Origin of the sequence: Sphingomonas sanguinis (assembly GCF_019297835.1) — a bacterium.
Taxonomy (GTDB): domain Bacteria; phylum Pseudomonadota; class Alphaproteobacteria; order Sphingomonadales; family Sphingomonadaceae; genus Sphingomonas; species Sphingomonas sanguinis_D.
Genome location: NZ_CP079203.1, coordinates 131,004 through 148,122, shown reverse-complemented (window position 1 = coordinate 148,122; position 17,119 = coordinate 131,004). Strand labels below are relative to the sequence as shown.

At 64.1% G+C, this 17,119-nt stretch carries 20 protein-coding genes; 9 read left to right on the top strand and 11 right to left on the bottom strand.

Annotated elements, in window-relative coordinates; all coding sequences use genetic code 11:
- The first annotated feature begins 66 nt into the window (after nucleotides 1-66).
- Nucleotides 67-1,314, top strand: coding sequence for a cation:dicarboxylate symporter family transporter (locus tag KV697_RS00670; protein ID WP_219019688.1), 1,248 nt, complete (start codon nucleotides 67-69; stop codon nucleotides 1,312-1,314).
- Here the strand turns inward: KV697_RS00670 and KV697_RS00665 are convergent.
- From KV697_RS00665 to KV697_RS00645, 5 genes are all read right to left on the bottom strand, one after another.
- Nucleotides 1,276-2,178: a LysR family transcriptional regulator gene (locus KV697_RS00665; RefSeq protein ID WP_219019687.1), complete on the bottom strand. Its 903-nt coding sequence runs from the start codon at nucleotides 2,176-2,178 to the stop codon at nucleotides 1,276-1,278. The two genes, KV697_RS00670 and KV697_RS00665, sit on opposite strands and share 39 nt — an antisense overlap.
- A 590-nt stretch (nucleotides 2,179-2,768) precedes the next feature.
- Nucleotides 2,769-3,962: an IS91 family transposase gene (locus KV697_RS00660; RefSeq protein ID WP_058734536.1), complete on the bottom strand. Its 1,194-nt coding sequence runs from the start codon at nucleotides 3,960-3,962 to the stop codon at nucleotides 2,769-2,771.
- A 6-nt stretch (nucleotides 3,963-3,968) separates the two neighbouring features.
- A complete protein-coding gene (locus KV697_RS00655) occupies nucleotides 3,969-4,877 on the bottom strand; it encodes a tyrosine-type recombinase/integrase (RefSeq protein ID WP_219019162.1) in 909 nt (302 codons plus the stop codon).
- 389 nt (nucleotides 4,878-5,266) lie between these two features.
- Nucleotides 5,267-5,554: a hypothetical protein gene (locus KV697_RS00650; RefSeq protein WP_219019686.1), complete on the bottom strand. Its 288-nt coding sequence runs from the start codon at nucleotides 5,552-5,554 to the stop codon at nucleotides 5,267-5,269.
- A gap of 468 nt (nucleotides 5,555-6,022) precedes the next feature.
- Nucleotides 6,023-6,589: a TetR/AcrR family transcriptional regulator gene (locus tag KV697_RS00645; protein WP_219019685.1), complete on the bottom strand. Its 567-nt coding sequence runs from the start codon at nucleotides 6,587-6,589 to the stop codon at nucleotides 6,023-6,025.
- Between the two features lie 106 nt (nucleotides 6,590-6,695).
- On the opposite strand from KV697_RS00645, the gene KV697_RS00640 reads away from it, so the two are divergent.
- Together KV697_RS00640 and KV697_RS00635 are read left to right on the top strand one after the other, a co-directional pair.
- Nucleotides 6,696-7,409: a glutathione S-transferase family protein gene (locus KV697_RS00640; RefSeq protein ID WP_219019684.1), complete on the top strand. Its 714-nt coding sequence runs from the start codon at nucleotides 6,696-6,698 to the stop codon at nucleotides 7,407-7,409.
- Nucleotides 7,410-7,471: 62 nt separating this feature from the next.
- Nucleotides 7,472-7,870: a VOC family protein gene (locus tag KV697_RS00635; RefSeq protein WP_257575475.1), complete on the top strand. Its 399-nt coding sequence runs from the start codon at nucleotides 7,472-7,474 to the stop codon at nucleotides 7,868-7,870.
- A 118-nt stretch (nucleotides 7,871-7,988) separates the two neighbouring features.
- Here the strand turns inward: KV697_RS00635 and KV697_RS00630 are convergent, their stop codons facing one another.
- Nucleotides 7,989-8,579, bottom strand: coding sequence for a UPF0149 family protein (locus tag KV697_RS00630; protein ID WP_257575474.1), 591 nt, complete (start codon nucleotides 8,577-8,579; stop codon nucleotides 7,989-7,991).
- Between the two features lie 65 nt (nucleotides 8,580-8,644).
- A complete protein-coding gene (locus KV697_RS00625) occupies nucleotides 8,645-8,827 on the bottom strand; it encodes a hypothetical protein (RefSeq protein ID WP_219019682.1) in 183 nt (60 codons plus the stop codon).
- Nucleotides 8,828-8,958: 131 nt separating this feature from the next.
- On the opposite strand from KV697_RS00625, the gene KV697_RS00620 reads away from it, so the two are divergent.
- Together KV697_RS00620 and KV697_RS00615 are read left to right on the top strand one after the other, a co-directional pair.
- The gene (locus KV697_RS00620; protein ID WP_219021139.1) at nucleotides 8,959-9,240 is read left to right on the top strand and encodes a DUF427 domain-containing protein; all 282 of its coding nucleotides are present in this window, start codon (nucleotides 8,959-8,961) and stop codon (nucleotides 9,238-9,240) included.
- Nucleotides 9,241-9,321: 81 nt separating this feature from the next.
- Nucleotides 9,322-10,152 carry an aldo/keto reductase gene (locus KV697_RS00615; RefSeq protein WP_219019681.1) on the top strand — a complete coding sequence of 277 codons (831 nt, stop codon included), beginning with the start codon at nucleotides 9,322-9,324 and terminating at the stop codon, nucleotides 10,150-10,152.
- Here KV697_RS00615 and KV697_RS00610 read toward each other — a convergent pair.
- Entirely contained in the window at nucleotides 10,149-11,045 is an 897-nt protein-coding gene (locus tag KV697_RS00610; RefSeq protein ID WP_219019680.1) for a LysR family transcriptional regulator, read from the bottom strand. The two genes, KV697_RS00615 and KV697_RS00610, sit on opposite strands and share 4 nt — an antisense overlap.
- 95 nt (nucleotides 11,046-11,140) lie before the next feature.
- Between KV697_RS00610 and KV697_RS00605 the strand changes: the two genes are divergently transcribed.
- A complete protein-coding gene (locus KV697_RS00605; protein ID WP_374011418.1) occupies nucleotides 11,141-12,001 on the top strand; it encodes an aldo/keto reductase family oxidoreductase in 861 nt (286 codons plus the stop codon).
- Here the strand turns inward: KV697_RS00605 and KV697_RS00600 are convergent, their stop codons facing one another.
- On the bottom strand, nucleotides 12,002-12,313 hold the full coding sequence (locus KV697_RS00600; protein ID WP_219019678.1) for an ArsR/SmtB family transcription factor: 312 nt from the start codon (nucleotides 12,311-12,313) through the stop codon (nucleotides 12,002-12,004).
- Nucleotides 12,314-12,443: 130 nt separating this feature from the next.
- Between KV697_RS00600 and KV697_RS00595 the strand changes: the two genes are divergently transcribed.
- On the top strand, nucleotides 12,444-13,178 hold the full coding sequence (locus tag KV697_RS00595) for an SDR family oxidoreductase (protein WP_219019677.1): 735 nt from the start codon (nucleotides 12,444-12,446) through the stop codon (nucleotides 13,176-13,178).
- A gap of 47 nt (nucleotides 13,179-13,225) precedes the next feature.
- On the opposite strand, the gene KV697_RS00590 is transcribed toward KV697_RS00595, so the two are convergent.
- On the bottom strand, nucleotides 13,226-13,951 hold the full coding sequence (locus KV697_RS00590) for an SDR family oxidoreductase (RefSeq protein WP_219019676.1): 726 nt from the start codon (nucleotides 13,949-13,951) through the stop codon (nucleotides 13,226-13,228).
- A 149-nt stretch (nucleotides 13,952-14,100) separates the two neighbouring features.
- On the opposite strand from KV697_RS00590, the gene KV697_RS00585 reads away from it, so the two are divergent.
- Nucleotides 14,101-14,997, top strand: a complete 897-nt coding sequence (locus KV697_RS00585; RefSeq protein ID WP_219019675.1) for an AraC family transcriptional regulator — start codon at nucleotides 14,101-14,103, stop codon at nucleotides 14,995-14,997.
- Nucleotides 14,998-15,219: 222 nt separating this feature from the next.
- On the opposite strand, the gene KV697_RS00580 is transcribed toward KV697_RS00585, so the two are convergent.
- Nucleotides 15,220-15,783: a hypothetical protein gene (locus KV697_RS00580; protein ID WP_219019674.1), complete on the bottom strand. Its 564-nt coding sequence runs from the start codon at nucleotides 15,781-15,783 to the stop codon at nucleotides 15,220-15,222.
- A 313-nt stretch (nucleotides 15,784-16,096) separates the two neighbouring features.
- Here KV697_RS00580 and KV697_RS00575 point away from each other — a divergent pair, with 313 nt between their 5' ends.
- On the top strand, nucleotides 16,097-16,972 hold the full coding sequence (locus KV697_RS00575; protein ID WP_219019673.1) for an SDR family oxidoreductase: 876 nt from the start codon (nucleotides 16,097-16,099) through the stop codon (nucleotides 16,970-16,972).
- Nucleotides 16,973-17,119: the final 147 nt, after the last annotated feature.

The window sequence follows — 17,119 nt, the reverse complement described above, 5'->3', positions numbered from 1 at the left end:
CGGTCAACCGATCAAATGCAATGATCGGTTCGTCTTATGCGTTAGGCGCATAATTAGGAGATTAACGTGCGCCTGTTCCGTCACCTGTACGTCCAGATGCTGCTGGGCATAGTCGCGGGGACAGCGATCGGATATCTCGCCCCGGTCTTCGGCCGCGACCTTGGCCCCTTAGGGATCGCCTTCGTCAAGGCGATGCGGATGATGGTGCCGCCGGTCCTATTCTGCACCATCGTTGAGGGGATCGTCCGGCACGGGGCCGCACGTGACACCGGCACGACGGTGCTCCGCAGTCTGATCGTCTTCCTTGGCATAACAATCGTAGCGCTCGGCATCGGACTGGCCGTGACACTGGTCATGCAGCCCGGTCGCGGACTCCCCCTTCCACCTTATGGAGATGCCGCTGGCGAGGTGCAGCGGCAACTCGCGGGAAAGCACGTTGCTGGCCCTGGCGATTTCCTGGTTCGGATGGTCCCCGATACGCTGTTTTCTGCCTTCACCGCAGGCGATGTCCTGCCGGTGCTGTTCGTCGCGGGGCTGGTCGGCTTCGGGCTGCTTCGCATTGGCGAGGTCGGCGCGCCGATCATGCGTGGGGTCGAGGCGCTGACGCGGTTGCAGTTCGCGATCTTCGGCTTCCTTATCCGCGCCGCCCCGGTCGGGGCGTTTGGTGCTATCGCCTATACCGTCGGCACCTATGGCATCGGCTTCATCGGTTCGCTCGGGCTTCTGTTCGCAACGCTTGCGGTGGCATGCGGCGCACTGATCGTCGGACTTGTCATCACCGTGCGGGTTGTGACGGGATTGAGTGGCGGCACGTTGCTGCGCACCTTCCGCGAAGAAATTCTAATCGTCCTCGGCACATCGTCGACCGAGGTCGTTCTGCCCCGCCTGATCGAGAAGTTGGAAGGGCTGGGCTGTCCACGCAGTATCGTCGGGCTCACCATACCGCTCGGCTATTCCCTCAACCTGGCGGGTACGGCCGTCTATCTGATCGTCGCAACCCTGTTTCTGGGCGAGGCGCTGAACGTCGCCCTCTCGCCTGAGCGCATCCTGGTCTACATGAGTGTCATGCTGATCACGTCTAAGGCCGCAGCAGGGGTGACCGGCAGCGGCTTTTCGGCGTTGCTGCTTACCCTGTCACTCCTTCCCGACATACCGATCGGGGCCTCCGCCATGTTGATCGCGATCGACCGCTTCCTGTCCGAAATTCGGGCTCTGACGAGCGGAACGGCAAACGTCGCGGCGTCGCTCCTCGTTACCCGGTGGAGCGGCAGGCGGCTATCGGTTGCCCCAGGCAGCGGCGAGCAACGCCATTAACCTCGATGCCGTCGGCGACAATGGCACCGAGGCGCGCCGCAATACGCCGATCGTCCTCACCACTTCCGCCCCCTTCAGAGGCCGCCAGACGAGATCACGCGGATCAGGCCCCTGACAGGCAAGCTGCGGCAGCACCGACTGCCCCAGCCCAGCCTGCACAAGTGCGAGCGCGGAAGTCAGACGCGTCACCTCATAGAACCAGCGTAAATCGATGCCGGCACGCGCTAGTCCGGCATCGAGCGTCGTTCGATTCCCACTGCCCATGTGAACTGTCACAAGCCGCAAATCGCTCAGATCAGACCAACTGGGGTCGGCCAAATCCGCAAGTGGATCGTCGCGGCGGCAGACCAGCCCATAGGGATCGTCCGTCAAAGGCTCGAAGGTAAGGTCTCCGTCGGATGTCACAGGCAGCGTGATGCCGAACTCCGCCTCACCTGTTCGAACCGCTTCGGCGCATTCGGTGGCGGATAGATCGAGTACGCGAACACGTACATTGCGATACTCGCGCCCGAATAGTTCGAGCACCTCTGGCAAGAAACGAACGGTCGCACTCGGGATACTGGCGATTGTCAGTCGGCCAGCTTGCCTCTCGCCCAAAGCCATCAGGCCAAGAAGGGAAGTGTCGAGTTCTTCAAGCAAACGACGCAATAACGGGACGACCTCCTCCCCGGCTGGGGTCAGTCTCACACTACGGGTCGTACGTTCCAGCAACGCCGTGCCGACCGTCAGCTCCAGCTTCTGGATACGACGGCTGACCGCAGGCTGAGACAGATTCAGCTGATCCGCCGCGCGCTGAAAGCTCTTCCCATCGGCGATCGCAATGATGGCTCGCAGATCGAGTATTTCGCAGTTCAGAGGAACCATGACTTGTCCGTCAGCTGAAATTGGCAAAATCGCAAGGCAAGAATCATCCCCCGGCCTCACAATCGCAAACAGCGTCCAAAATCGAGCTGAGAACCGAGATCAGTAGTCAGAGGAATACAAAAGGGTTGAGCATGCCCCACCGCCTGAGCGGACGTCCGCTTATCGCTTTCGGCACGCGGAGGCAGCCATTCCGCTATTCGCCACCGGCGGGCGCTGAAATTCCCTGCCCTGACGCCTGAACGAAGGTCCGCTTCTCCGCGATTGCTACTCGAAAGCGGCCATTCCAATTCCCTGAAGAGTTTCGGATGCCGGCAGGCGTACGAAAGTCTTGGAAGCCCGAACCCGCGGGCCGCAAGCGGTGCGCTATGGGGTTTTCGGTTTCCGGCCTGCTGGGGTGCGCAGCAACACGGCATATGTGGACGCGCCCCTGAAGGTGGACCGTCCGGAATCGGGTGAGCAGGATGGGTTCACCGGCGGGGACAGCCCGGTAACAGTCGACGTGGCCAGCGCTCTGGCGGCGGTCGGCGCGGATGGCACCGTCTCCGCGAGCACCGGCGCTGCGGGGTATGTTGCTCTCGGGCCGTGCCGGGTCACGACGCCTGCATCCCGGATAGAAGAGCATGGGCCGGCGGAGCGCGGGGCTGGCATTGGCGCTCGAAGGTTTCGACGACGACCATACGCCCGCCGCAACACGGGCATGGCGGTCGGATGTCGTCCGGTTCGACCGGAGCATCGGGCGCGACAGGCTGCACAACCCCAAGCAGTTCGCGGGCACGTTCGAGATGCGCCTTGCGGGTGGCGCCGGCGAGCAGGCCGTAGTGGCGGATGCGGTGGAAGCCCTTGGGCAGGACGTGGAGCAGGAACCGACGGATGAACTCCTCGGCGGCCAGCGTCATGACCTGCTGTCGTTCAGCACCACCCCGGCGGTAATCCTTGTAGCGGAAGGTGACGCCGGTCTCGTCTAAGCGCAGCAGCCGACTGTTCGAGATCGCAACGCGGTGGGTGTAGCGCGACAGATAGGCGAGCACCGTCTCCGGTCCGGCAAACGGCGGCTTGGCGTAGACCACCCAGCGCTTCTTCCGGATCGGTGCCATGTGGCGCAGGAACGCCCGCCGGTCGGCGAGGTGCGCGAGGCTGCCATGGAAGGCGAGCCGCCCGGCGTCGTGCAGGGCCATCAGCCGGGTCAGGAACAGGCGGCGGAAGAGCTTTCCCAGCACGCGCACCGGCAGCAGAAACGCCGGGCGTGACGACACCCAGCGGCTGCCGTCCGGCGACAGCCCGCCACCCGGCACAATCATGTGGATGTGCGGATGATGGGTCATCGCCGAGCCCCACGTATGGAGCACCGCGGTGATGCCGATACGGGCACCCAGATGCTTCGGGTCCGCAGCGATGGTCGTCATCGTCCCGGACGCCGCCTGGAACAGCAGCCCATAGACCGCCGCCTTGTTCTGGAGCGCAATGTCGGCGACCTCGGCCGGCAGCGTGAAGACGACATGGAAATAGCCGACCGGCAGCAGGTCGGCTTCGCGCTCGGCAAGCCACGTCCGCGCGGCCGCGCCCTGGCATCGCGGGCAGTGCCGGTTGCGGCAGGAGTTATAGGCAACCCGCCAGTGCCCGCAGTCGGTACAGGCTTCGACGTGCCCGCCCATGACGGCGGTGCGGCAATGTTCGATGGCCGACATGACCTTGAGCTGGTCGAGGCTCAGATGCCCGGCGCGGGCAGCCCGGTACGCAGGACCTGCGGCACGGAAGATGTCGGCGACCTCGATGGAGGCGCGCATGCCCGCTCAGCCGCTCGACGCCCTTGCTTCTCTGGCGGTTGCCGCCAGCCGGTCGAATGGGCTGGTGACGTTGCGCAACACCCGGGTGGCGACCTGCGTGTAATAGGCGGTGGTCTCCAGCTTCGCGTGCCCCAGCAGCGTCTGGATGATGCGGACGTCGATACCATCCTCGAGAAGATGCGTGGCGAAGCAGTGCCGCAGCGTGTGCGGCCCAACCCGCTTGCCGATGCCCGCCGCCACGCTCGCCTCGACGACGATACGGTGCAACTGCCGGGTGCTGACTGGCTTGAGATAGTGCTGGCCGGGGAACAGCCAGCCATCGACGTGCAACACACCCTCCCGCCGACCGACCCGCCACCATTCCCGCAGCAACGCCAGCAGCCCGGCCGGGAGCATGGCGTTCCGGTACCGTCCGCCCTTGCCGCGCTCGACCCGGAGCAGCATGCGCTCGCTGTCGATGTCGCGGACCTTGAGCGCGGCGATCTCGGACGCGCGCAACCCCGCGCCATAGGCGACGGACAACGCCGCCTGATGCTTCAGGCACGTGGTCGCCGCGAGCAGCCGCGCCACCTCGTCCTGGCTCAGCACCACCGGCAGCTTGCGCACGTGCCGCATGCGGACCAGCTTGCGCGCCAGGTCCGGCCGGTCGAGCGTCTGCGTGAAGAAGAACCGCAGCGCCGACACGATGGCGTTCATGGTCGGTGCCGGCACGCCCAGGTCACATTGCTCGATCTGGAAGCGCCGGACATCCTCCGCCGTTGCCGTGTCCGGCGGGCGCCCGAGGAACGTGGCGAACCGGCCGACATCGCGGATGTAGTTACGCTGCGTCTCGTGACCGAAACGGCGCATATCCATCTCGTCGATGAGACGCTGGCGTAGCGGGCTGACGGCAACAACCGGGGCAATAATGGTCATGGCAGGGCTCCTTTCGTGGAACCCCGATGCTCTGCCTCTCGCCCGCAGGGCTCAACCGGCGCGCAACGCCCGTTGTATCACCTCAACCATGCCCCGCACGCCCCTCCCGCGCAGCGGGTTCGTGCAACCACCATGGTTCGATCGAGATGCCTCATGGAATGCCCGCCTTCGGCATTTCTATCAATTCAGGGGATTTTAGGATTTGGTTACTTAGTGGCCGTTCGGCTGCGCTTCAGGGTTGGTCCCCACTTTGACGTCTTCGCCATTATTTACCATTTCCGATCCAACGATCCTGGCTGCCATCCAATTAGGCACAGGCCAGCTAGCGGGAAGCGACCGGGCAATCGCACCGGGCAGTATCGACCAGAGTAATATTGTCGCCAACGCGCTCAGCCGCTCGAAATAATCGACGAACGCCAGATTGGCGGCCGAGTGGTTCTCGACATCGTACGGCGTCGATCGCTGCAGGTGCACACCTCCGCCAGACTCTCCTCGTACATCGCCTTGGCGATCGCCTGGAGTTCCTGCTCGGTGATATCGGTCTTCTGCTTGGCCCGCCTGTCGAGCATCTCCAGCACCCTCGGCGTCACCCCCGTGAGCGCCGCCCCCATGTTGCGCGCTGCCTTCCGGTCGGTGGTCCGCAGCGACAGCCGGACATCTAGGGTGCCATTATCCAATAAACGGTGAATTCGGCGTCGCAAGAAAATGTGCCCGCGCCGATATACATGTTGAAGACAGTCAAAAACCGCGGCCTTCCCGGCCAGCGCGTTGGCACAATCCGATGCACAATTGTGCAGGTGCCAACGGCCGACCCTGATAATCAACCAGCGTCTTCAGATACTTAGCAGACAATTGGCTGGGATTTTAGGCAGATGGCTGGGGCGGCAGGATTCCCGTCCCGACGCATCTGCGAGCTAAGTACTTGATTCCACCAGCGCGCAGGTACCGCCTGCACAGCCCATTGCTACAGTGGATTGGCACAATTTTCAATTGCGATTTGGACGGTATTGGGCGCTAGCAAGAGACGTGTCGGCGCAGTGGTGCATGCAGGAACGCTTGTCCGTCGATGGCTGGTCCTTCCTGGCCGAAACAGCGAGGCACGCGGACCGAAGCGCGGTTTTAAGTTTAGCGGTTCGTCCCGGCACCTATGCCGGCAACAGCCCCACCGCGCGGTAGCTGGCGATCATCGTGTCGAAGAGCGCGATGTCCGATCGCCCCCTTGCGAAGAGTTGCGCGCCCGCCACCGCTGCATAGATGGCGCGTGCCCGGACTTCGCTTTCGGCCGGTTCGACAACCTTGGCGTCGATCAGCAGCTTACCCAGCCAGGCGACGTTAACGTCGGCAAAGCACTGAACCTCGGTTTTCACAGGCTCGGGAAGATCGTCATATTCGGCCGCCATGAAGCTCGACAGGCAGATGCGGTTGTCGTTCGACAGCGAAGCCCGGAAAATCTCCGGATAGCGGCGCAGAGCGGCAAGCGGCTCGGGCGCTTCGTCCTCGATCGCCGCCAGTTGCGCCACCGTGTCCTCCCAATAGCGCCGCGCCACCGCCGCACCGAGATCGGCCTTCGTCGCGAAGTGATGATGGATGCTGGGCGCCTTGATCCCGACTTCAGCCGCGATGTCACGGAAGTTGAGGCCGTTATAGCCATGCGCCATCGCGGTCCGCCGTGCGGCGGCCAGCACCGCTTCCCTGGATGTTGAAACCGCCATTGCTCCACCCGTCCCGCCAACCCGACCAAGTGGTAGATAGACCTTGACGCCCAGCACGCAAGCGCGCACTTGCCTGCCTACCGATCACTTGGTAGGTGAAGTTATGATGTCGCAATCCCCGCCGCCCACGAAGCTCCGCCTGTTCACGTCTCCCTCCGCCTTCCCCAATCCACAGCGCCTGCGCATCTTCGTGCAGGAGAAAGGCATTGCCGACCGCCTCGACGAGCAGGTCTACAATATGGCGCCGGTCGGCGAGCAGCGGCAGTGGAAGCATCTGAAGATGAACCCATGGGGTGAAACCCCGACGCTCGAACTGTCGGACGGCAGTTTCATCTCGGAAACCGCCGCGGTCGTACGCTATCTAGACCAGTCATTTCCGGGCCGCCAGATCATGGGCGAGACGGCCGAGGAGCAAGGGCTCGACGCCATGTGGGACAACCGCATCTGGGTGCACATCCTCTACCGCATCACGACCGCGTTCCATGTCCTGCACCAGGGACTTGGCCCCAAGCTTGAACTGACCTCGAACCCGACATGGGGCGAGCATTGCCGCAAGGAAGCGCTGGCGCATACCGCGCTGGTCGACCGGCATCTGGCCGATGGCCGCGACTGGCTGCTCGGCGGTGCGGAGCCGACCTTTGCGGACATCACGCTGGCGACCGCGATCGCCTTTTCCAAGTTCGAGGTGAACGCGATGCCGCTCGACGAACGCTACGAACATATCGAGGCGTTCTGGCAGCGGTGGCAGCGCCGCCCGACCTTCCTCGCCGCCTATGCCGATCGCAGCAGCGGCGTGCCCGAACTGGATAACCGCCCGTAGCAACCGCGCGACCCGGACGCGGTTTATGTCCGTGGAAAACACTCTGAGCAGGAGAGAATGACGTGCTGTTTCACACGATGGTCGGATCGAACGATATTGAACGATCGAAGCGTTTCTACGACGAGGTACTGGGCACGCTCGGCGTCGGCGAACCGGCGCGGAATATCGCCGACAGCGGCCATACCCGGCTCATCTACAATAACGGCAACGGGACCAACTTCATCGTCAGTCAGCCGATTAACGACGAACCGGCGACCGTCGCGAATGGCAGCACAGTCGCCTTTTCATGCGACTCGCCCGAGCAGGTGAAGCAGCTTCACGATACGGCGATTGCCAATGGCGGCACCTCTATCGAAGCTCCGCCCGGCCCGCGTCAGACCGCGTCCATGGGTACGATCGAGCTCGCCTATTTTCGCGACCCCGATGGCAACAAGCTTTGCGGGATTCATTTCCCCAAATAACCGGGCGTACCGCATAGCGGTCTGACCGTGTTGCCCGTCCTTGTCATGGCGGGCAGCGCTTGGTCGATCTGGCGCGGCGTGGATCAGAAGAGTCCGCCCGCCGGGTCGGCGGATCAGATCAAGCGCAACAATGCTTATGCTTCTTTCCCGATGCGCAGCGGCATGGATCGTTGCGCCCGGTCTTTGCCGTCACAAGCACCTCCACGGTGATCGGCATTGCCTCGCCGACACCCGCACGGGCCGCGTAGAGGCGCTGGACGGTGTCCGTCAGCTCGGCGACCGCACGATCTTGAAACGCGTTGACCTCGACTCTGTCGAGATCGCTCTCGTTGCGTGCGATTGCGATCAGTGCCAGCAGGCGGTGCCATGGATCGGCCCATTCGGCGTCGGCGGCCGCCGCGTCCCACGCGTCCGGTCGCAACGCGATCGCGTCGGAGAAACCGTCGACCCAATATTCCCACAGGACCTCGCCATCCCGCTCGTCGACATCGAGGATCGGCTGCAACTTCCCGCGGGACAGGTCACGCGCGATCTCGTCGCGGCGCGCCGCGACCGCTTTGACGAACCATTGCACGTCGAGGGGATCGTCGAAGGGCGGAACGCCATCCACCTCGACGCCCCATATGACCGTCATCCACTTATCCGCGGGGATCGGCTCGGGACAGACGATAAGCCCAGTCAGGAAACCGTCGAGCTCGGTGAGCAGCATCGGCTCTTCGACCGGCAGGTCCGCCAGCGCCCCATCGAGACGCCGGAAGCGGGATGGCATTTTCCTCACAAGCTGACGCCGCGCCGACGCATCTGATCCTCCGCCATGACACGCAGCGGCGTCTGATCGCCCGCGGCGAAAATGTCGGCGAAGTCGAGCAGGTCCTCATCGCCCAACGCGGCCACCGCCGCCTCGATGGCAGCGATGCGCTGAAGCTCGTGTTCCGTCCTGGCGGCGATGCGCTTCATGCGGGTTTTCAGCATAGCGGTCCGTTAACAGGATCGGTCGGCTTTGGCACCGCCCCCGTGAATGTCCCCAGGGCATGATCTTGACGGACATGGACCGAATACCGACGTCCATCGGCGTCAGGAGACGCATGATGGTGGAAGCAAAATGGAACGGCGTACGGATCGCCGATAGCGATGATACGGTCATCGTCGAGGGCAACCACTATTTCCCCGAGCAGAGCGTAGACACCTCGCTCTTGCGACCGAGCAGCACGACGACGGTTTGCCCGTGGAAGGGAACGGCGCATTATTACAGCCTGCACGTTGCGGGCGCCGACAATCCCGACGCCGCCTGGTACTACCCCGATCCCAAGCCCGAGGCGGAGAACATCCGCGGACGCATCGCCTTTTGGAAGGGAGTCGCAGTCGGCTGAACTGGCTGCGCCGCAACGGCTGCACGCAGCGTCACGAACCGGAACTTGGGCCGATGCGCTGTATCGAACGTTGATCACCGCATGAAGACGATCCGCTTTACCGACGGTACGACCGTCCCCGCGCTTGGCCAGGGCACCTGGATGATGGCCGAAGACCCTGCCCACCGATCGGACGAGATCGCCGCCCTTCGCGAGGGGCTATCGCTCGGCCTGAACCTGATCGATACCGCGGAGATGTATGCCGATGGCGAGTCCGAGCGCCTCGTCGGCGAAGCAATCGCAGGCGTGCGCGACGACGTGTTCCTTGTTAGCAAGGCCTACCCGCAGAATGCTTCACGCGACCGACTCCAGGACGCCTGCGAAGCGAGCCTGGACCGGCTCGGGACCGACCGGCTCGACCTGTACTTGCTGCATTGGCGTGGGCGCGTGCCGCTGACCGAAACGGTCGAGGCAATGAAGCGACTGGTCGCGTCCGGCAAGATCCTGCGCTGGGGCGTCAGCAACCTCGACACCGAAGACATGGAGGAACTTGTCGCGAGCGGCGGCGAAGGGTGCCAGACCGACCAAATCCTCTACAACCTGACCCGGCGTGGTCCCGAATATGACCTGATCCCGTGGCTGGCGCAGCATCGCATGCCGGTCATGGCCTATAGCCCGGTCGAGCAGGGTCGCTTGGTGGCGCATCCCGACCTTGCCGGCATGGCCAAGGAGCGCGACATCACTCCCGCGCAGCTCGCCTTGGCTTGGCTGCTGGCACGGGATGGTGTCTTGCCCATCCCCAAGGCCGGATCGATCGCCCATGTGCGGGACAATCGCGCCGCATTGGACATCACGCTGTCCGAAGCCGAGTTGCGCCGCTTCGACACGCTCTTTCCGCCCCCGCGCGGTCCAGAACCGCTCGCGATGCTTTAGCCGCGAATGTAATCGACGAACGCGCGCAGCGGCGGCGGCACGAGGCGGCGGCCCGAATAATAGAGGAACGGGCCGGAGAAGGATTGCCACCAGTCGGGCAGCACCGATTCGAGCGCGCCGCTCGCCAGCGCCGGTGCGAGCCAATCCTCGAACAGGTGGATAATCCCGCTGCCCGCCACCGCCACGTCGACCAGCAGATCCACCGCGCCGGCGACGCTGGCGATCAGCGGGCCCTGCGGCTCGATCCGCACGATCTCGCCGTCGCGCTCGAACTCCCAGGGGCTGGTCAGCACACCGCTGGTGAAGCGGCCGCGCAGGCAGGCATGGTCGAGCAGATCGCGCGGGTGCGCCGGCCGGCCACGCGCCTCGAGATAGGCCGGCGCCGCGGCGGTCGCGAAACGCTGCACCCGCGGACCGATCGGCACCGCGACCATGTCCTGCTCCAGCCGTTCGTCGTAGCGGATGCCCGCGTCGCAGCCCGACGCCACCATATCGACGAGGATATCCTCGGCGACGATCTCGACCTGAATGTCGGGATAGGCGGCGAGGAAGCCGGGCAGGATCGCCGGCAGCACCAGCCGTGCCGCGCTGACCGGTACGTTGAGCTTGAGCGTGCCCGCTGGGCCGTCGCGGAACAGGTTCACGACGTCGAGCGCCGCCTCCACCGCGCCCAGCGCTGGTGCCAGCCGCTCGATCAATCGCGTCCCCGCCTCGGTCGGCACCACGCTGCGGGTGGTGCGATGGAGCAGCCGAACGCCCAATTGCGTTTCCAGCCGCCGCACCGCTTCACTGAGCGTAGACGCGCTCGATCCGACGGTACGCGCAGCATCGCGAAACCCCCGCGCCTTCGCGACCGCCAAGAACGCGTTTAGATCGGCAAGGTGCGCTTTCATTGTTCGGAATTCCGTACAGCCCGTGCGGATCACTCCGGCTTATCGCGATGATCCGCAAGCCGTATCTCGCTCCCAGCACAGGAGATAAGACAATGATGATCGATCAAGCGGGCACCTATTCCTTCGCCGGACGCGCCGTGAAGCGGCTCGGCTACGGCGCGATGCAACTTGCTGGCTCTGGCGTGTTCGGGCCGCCGCGGGACCATGATGCGGCGCTTGCCGTTCTCCGTGCCGCCGTCGAGGCAGGCGTGAACCACATCGACACCAGCGACTTTTACGGCCCGCACGTCACCAACCGGGTGATCCGTGAGGCGCTATCCCCCTACCCCAACGACCTGCTGATCGTGACCAAGATCGGTGCGCGGCGCGGCGACGACGCCTCATGGCTGCCCGCGTTCGAACCGGACGAACTGACCCGCGCCGTCGAGGACAATCTGACGAACCTTGGGCTGGAGACGCTCGACGTCGTCAACCTGCGCCTGATGTTCGACGTCCACGGCCCGGCCGAGGGATCGCTCGCGGCGCCGCTCAAGGCGGTGGCGGACCTGCAGCGCCAAGGGCTGGTGCGCCATATCGGTCTCAGCAACGTGACGCCGACGCAGTTGGGCGAAGCGCGCGGCATCGCCGAGATCGTCTGCGTCCAGAACCAGTACAACCTCGCGCACCGCGACGACGACACCTTCATCGACACGCTGGCGGCGGAGGGCATCGCCTATGTCCCCTTCTTCCCGCTCGGCGGGTTCAGCCCGCTCCAGTCCGCGGCGCTGTCCGACGTGGCGGCACGGCTGGAGGCGACACCGATGCAGGTGGCGCTGGCCTGGCTGCTCCAGCGCTCGCCCAACACCCTGTTGATCCCCGGCACCTCGTCGGTCGCGCACCTCCACGAAAACCTTGCCGCAGCCTCGCTGACGCTGCCCAACGATGCGGTGGCCGAACTCGAAGCGATCGGCAGGTAATCAGGCCGTCCGATTGGCGAGCACCGCGTCGAGCAGGCCGGGAAAGCGCCGGTCGAATGCATCCCGGCGCAGCGTGTTGATCATCTCGCGCCCGATCTGCGTAGTCTCGCTCAGTCCGGCCGCACGCAACAGCTTCAAATGGTTGGACAGCGTGCTCTTCGGAATGGACTCGCACGGCGCGGCGTCGGTGCAACTCAGCCGTTCGGTCGCGGCGAGCCGCGCCACCATGCCCAGCCGATTGGGATCGGCCAGCGCGTGGAGCGCCAGATCGAGCGGCACGTCCTCCAGCCGGGGATGGGTGAAGCGGGGCATGCGACAGATATAGGGCGCTACGTTAAATTTAATAGTTCGGGATTATTGAACTGTTGAAGCGTCACCCCATTTCCCGCCTGCCGACAGCACACGACGCCGTGATCGCGGGCTCAATTTTTGGAGAATGCACATGTCAGTTCAGGGCAAGACCGCGCTCATCACCGGCGGATCGCGTGGCATCGGCTCGGCCATCGCCAAGCGTCTCGCAGCCGATGGCGCGACCGTCGCGATCACCTATGCCGGCAACAAGGCCGCGGCCGACGCGACCGTGGCGGCGATCGAGAGCGCCGGCGGCACGGCCTTCGCCTTCCAGGCCGATGCCGCCGATCCAGCCTCGCAGCGCGCGGGCGTCGAACAGGCCGCCGCCGCTTTGGGCGGGATCGACATTCTGGTTCACAACGCCGGCGTAGCCGAATTCTCCACCGTCACCGAGGATACCGACGACACCTACGACCGCCAGTTCGCCGTCAACGTGAAGGGCCTCCACGTCGGCACCCGCGCCGCCCTGCCGCATCTCCGCGACGGCGGCCGCATCATCCTGATCGGTAGCATCTCGGGCGAGATGGCCTTCCCCGCGACCACAGTCTACAGCGCGACCAAGGCGGCGGTGGCGGCACTGGCGCGCGGCTGGGCCAAGGACCTCGCGCCGCGTAACATCCTGGTCAACACCGTCCAGCCGGGGCCGATCGACACCGACATGAACCCGGCCGACAGCGAATTTGCGGGACAGGTGCTGCACGCGATCCCGCTCGGCCGCTATGGCAAGGTCGAGGAGATCGCGGGCGCGGTCGCGTTCCTCGCTGGCCCCGATGCGAGCTACATCACCGGCACCACGCTCAACATCGATGGCGGTGCGACGGCCTGAGGAATACCACGGGCGTGCCGGCCGCAAAAGCCGGCACGCCGACGCCGTTACATGTCCGCTGCGGTCGGGCGAACGATCACCTCGTTGATGTCGACACCCTCGGGCTGCTCCAGTGCATAACGGACCGCCCGCGCGATCGCATCCGGGGTCAGCGCTTTCTTTCGCCATCCCGTCAGAGCCGTTGCGATGTCGGGATCGGTGATGTCGTGGCCCAGTTCCGTGGCGACCACGCCCGGCGAGATGAGGGTCGACCGGATCTCGTCATGCTCCTGCCGCAACCCCTCGGTGATGGCGCGCACTGCATGTTTGGTGCCGCAATAGACTGCGGCGGTGGGCATCACCATGTGCGCGGCGACCGAGGCGACGTTGACGATATGGCCGCCCTTCTGCGCCACGAACCGGGGCAACACGGCGGCGATGCCGTTGAGGACGCCGTGGATATTGACGTCGACCATCCGTTTCCACTCGTCCCGCTTCAGCGCGGCGAGCGGCGACAGCGGCATCACGCCGGCATTGTTGACCAGCACGTCGACGCGCCCGAACCGCGCTTCGGCAGCCTCCACGAAGGCGTCGAAGTCGGCGCCGTCCGTCACGTCGAGCGTGCGCCACGCGACGGTCTCGCCCAGTTCCTCGGCCAGTGCCTGCAACCGTTCCCCGCGCCGCGCGCCGATGAAGAGGCACGCGCCGGTTGCCGTCAGTTCGCGCGCCGTCGCCTCGCCGATCCCGCTCGAAGCCCCGGTGATGAGGACGACCTTGTCGATGCTGGCTGTCATGATGCTTTCCTTGCCTTGAAGTGACGGCCAGCAAGATGGTGCCGCAGCGTCGACCAGCGGTAGAGCGATCGTCCAAACGCTTTGCACGATCCTCCAGAACCCGCTCTGCCCGCTTGCGCATGTCGACGGGCTGACGGATGACGGTCGGCATGGACCGGATCACCGAACTTGCTGCCGTCATCGATCGTCATGTCGCCGGATCAGGCATTTGCACTACCGCCATGCCGAGCGTGTCACTGATCCGCGCCGATCGACCGAGTACCCCGACCCCGGCCGTCTATGAGGCATCGCTTTGCCTGATAGCCCAGGGATCGAAGCGCGTCTCGATCGGCGACCACAGCGTCGTCTACGACGCCGCGCATCATCTCTTGGTCTCCATCGACCTGCCTCTGGTCGGTCACGTGATCGATGCCAGCCCCGATCGCCCTTATCTCTGCTGCAAGATCGACCTCGATCCCGCGATGCTGTCCGATCTGATGGTCGCGGAGGGGGGAACTGTGCCCTATACCGACCTGCCGGTACTGGCCGTCTATCCTAGCGACCCCGATTTGATCGATGCCGCATGCCGGCTGGTCGGACTGCTCGACCGACCGGACACGATCCGCGTCCTGGCGCCACTGATCGAGCGCGAGATCCTCTACCGCCTGCTCACCGGGCCGCACGGACCGATGCTTCGCCACCTCGTGACAGCAGGTAGTCACCTCAACCAGATCAGCCGCGCTATCGCCGCTATCCGTCGGCGGTTCGACGCGCCGATCCGCATCGACGAGGTCGCCGCCGAGGCGGGCATGAGCCCCTCCTCGCTCCATGCGCATTTCAAGGCGATCACGCGCATGACCCCGCTCGAATATCAAAAGCAGTTGCGCCTGCAGGAAGCGCGCCGGCTGATGCTGGTCGGCGGCGCTACGGCGGGCACGGCGGGCTTCGCGGTCGGCTATGAAAGCCCGTCGCAGTTCAGCCGCGAATATCGCCGCCTGTTCGGCGCACCGCCGCGCCAGGACATCGAACGGCTGCACGCTGCCCCTTCGGCGGAGATCGCCCTCTGATTTTGGTCAAAGCTGGCAACCCTTCGTTGCGGCAACTGCGCCGAATGAGGCGCTCCGCTGGCGTTCGTCGCCGCAACAGGCAAGACGACCCAGAATTGGTCATTCGCATGCCCTTCCCCGCTTCCCGACTGCAGACATTCGTTCATTTCCGCGTGAACTGTTTTTGGTGCATGATTGTCTGCCATTAATGATCCCCCCTCCTGACCCTAAGTTGCACGCGTCTTAGTGCGGCGGTGCTCGTTCAGGCAGAGCGCTAACGCGACCAACGCGATCGATTGGCGGAGGAGGGGACGCCGGTTTGGCAATGCTAACCGGAACTGCTGTTAGCCGCGGCGGAACTTCGAGGGGCGCTGGCGGGATAACGAGCAATAACACCAAAGCGAGCAATGCGATCGCCGAATGGGGCATGAAAACGTGGGGCCACCGCATCAGCGATGAAATCCGACCGTAGCCACCCGCTGCTCTGAAAGCGGCTTCCCAAGCCGCCCCGATCTGCAAAGGCTTTCGCCGCTCACCTCCCGAAAAGTGAATCTCGATCTCGCCGATACGATGGTAATACGCTTGCTGGTTCGCCTTAAGAAGTGCTTCCATCACCCAAAATGCGAGCGAGGATACCAAGGCGACCAATAGAATGACGCGCTCGTGCTTATCGTAGGCGAAGCCGATGGCCGCGGCGCTGAAGGTCACGCTCCATGCCTTTACCGTAAGTGTCTTGGTATCATAGTCCTCTATGACTTTTTGAAGATGAAAGTATTCCTGGCCCAGAAGATCCTCATCGGAAGCCACGCACCACCCCCTTGCTAAGCGGGCGATGTGCCCAGCGCGTCAATCGATATGGCAACCGGTCAATTCATGCAACGATAGCCTCACTCCTATCTAAAAACCGCACGACTCAGCAAAGAGCGTTGGTGTGATGTAGATAGTAATTGCGTGAATAGCTTGCCCTACAATCAGTCACTCGGGCGCCCTATTAGATACCCCAGTTCGGACGTTGGCTCATCATCGCTCCCTTGACCCATGCAAATAAACATCTCTGCCGTGCCCCGGCACGTAACCGCTCATCGACCGTTCCCTGATCACTCCATGAGCAGGAATTGATATGACCGACGATCCGAGCATCAGCCATCCGACAAGCTTTCCTGACGAGCCGCAACAGCCGCGTCCCGGCCTTACGACAGAGATGCGGACCAAGCCCGATCACGGCGAGGAGAGCTATGCCGGCAAGGGATTGCTCAAGGACAGAATCGCGCTGATCACCGGCGGTGACTCAGGCATCGGACGGGCCGTGGCGATCGCCTATGCTCGCGAAGGTGCAGATGTCGCGATATCCTACCTCCCCGATGAGCAGGTGGATGCGGAGGAGACCAGGACCTGGGTCGAGAAAGCCGGGCGGCGTTGTCTCTTGCTTCCGGGAGACATTCGTGACCGGGATCATTGCGCGAGCATTGTCGAACGCACGGTCGCCGAGCTGGGAGGCGTCGACGTGCTCGTCAACAATGCCGCGGCTCAGACTATGAACGAGGGGTTGGACAGCATCGACGACGATGAGATGCAAGGCGCCTTCGCTGCCAACGTCTTCGCCATGATCCGCCTCGCGAAGGCAGCCGCGCCGCACATGAAGCCGGGCTCTGCGATCATCAACACGACCAGCGAGCAGGCCAAGGTCGCGAACAAGACCATGATCGTGTACGCTGCCACGAAGGGCGCCATATCGAGCCTCACGGTGGGACTATCCAACCTTCTTTCCAGTGACGGGATCCGCGTGAATGCGGTGGCGCCTGGCCCCATCTGGACTCCCATTCAGCCGATCGCCAAATCGCCGGAGGAACTGGAAACGCTGGGCCAGGATACGCCGACGGGGCGTGCCGGACAACCGGGGGAGCTTGCTCCCGCATATGTGCTGCTCGCCTCACCTGAGGGTAGCTACATGTCTGGCAACGTCGTCGCTGTTACGGGCGGCGTTCCCATTTCCTAAAACTGAGGCTCAATCTCAGCCGCCGCCAACGCGATGGCGGCTGAGGTCGGCAACTCACCAGCCCGACAGCCATTTCGACCCAAAACCAGTCGTTCAAGGCGCTATGCCACCGTCCCGGCTTCTGCCTTTTGTTCACCTTTATCCCGG

Excerpts from the sequence above, each read along its gene's own strand:
- KV697_RS00595 (WP_219019677.1), top strand. The coding sequence starts at position 12,444 with ATGTCAGTTCAGGGCAAGACCGCGCTCATCACCGGCGGATCGCGTGGC.
- KV697_RS00575 (WP_219019673.1), top strand. The coding sequence starts at position 16,097 with ATGACCGACGATCCGAGCATCAGCCATCCGACAAGCTTTCCTGACGAG.
- KV697_RS00605 (WP_374011418.1), top strand. The coding sequence starts at position 11,141 with ATGATCGATCAAGCGGGCACCTATTCCTTCGCCGGACGCGCCGTGAAG.
- KV697_RS00610 (WP_219019680.1), bottom strand. The coding sequence starts at position 11,045 with ATGAAAGCGCACCTTGCCGATCTAAACGCGTTCTTGGCGGTCGCGAAG.
- KV697_RS00630 (WP_257575474.1), bottom strand. The coding sequence starts at position 8,579 with ATGCTGCTCACCGAGCTCGACGGTTTCCTGACTGGGCTTATCGTCTGT.
- KV697_RS00645 (WP_219019685.1), bottom strand. The coding sequence starts at position 6,589 with ATGGCGGTTTCAACATCCAGGGAAGCGGTGCTGGCCGCCGCACGGCGG.
- KV697_RS00640 (WP_219019684.1), top strand. The coding sequence starts at position 6,696 with ATGTCGCAATCCCCGCCGCCCACGAAGCTCCGCCTGTTCACGTCTCCC.
- KV697_RS00655 (WP_219019162.1), bottom strand. The coding sequence starts at position 4,877 with ATGACCATTATTGCCCCGGTTGTTGCCGTCAGCCCGCTACGCCAGCGT.
- KV697_RS00625 (WP_219019682.1), bottom strand. The coding sequence starts at position 8,827 with ATGAAGCGCATCGCCGCCAGGACGGAACACGAGCTTCAGCGCATCGCT.
- KV697_RS00590 (WP_219019676.1), bottom strand. The coding sequence starts at position 13,951 with ATGACAGCCAGCATCGACAAGGTCGTCCTCATCACCGGGGCTTCGAGC.
- KV697_RS00615 (WP_219019681.1), top strand. The coding sequence starts at position 9,322 with ATGAAGACGATCCGCTTTACCGACGGTACGACCGTCCCCGCGCTTGGC.
- KV697_RS00665 (WP_219019687.1), bottom strand. The coding sequence starts at position 2,178 with ATGGTTCCTCTGAACTGCGAAATACTCGATCTGCGAGCCATCATTGCG.
- KV697_RS00660 (WP_058734536.1), bottom strand. The coding sequence starts at position 3,962 with ATGCGCGCCTCCATCGAGGTCGCCGACATCTTCCGTGCCGCAGGTCCT.
- KV697_RS00600 (WP_219019678.1), bottom strand. The coding sequence starts at position 12,313 with ATGCCCCGCTTCACCCATCCCCGGCTGGAGGACGTGCCGCTCGATCTG.
- KV697_RS00585 (WP_219019675.1), top strand. The coding sequence starts at position 14,101 with ATGGACCGGATCACCGAACTTGCTGCCGTCATCGATCGTCATGTCGCC.
- KV697_RS00620 (WP_219021139.1), top strand. The coding sequence starts at position 8,959 with ATGGTGGAAGCAAAATGGAACGGCGTACGGATCGCCGATAGCGATGAT.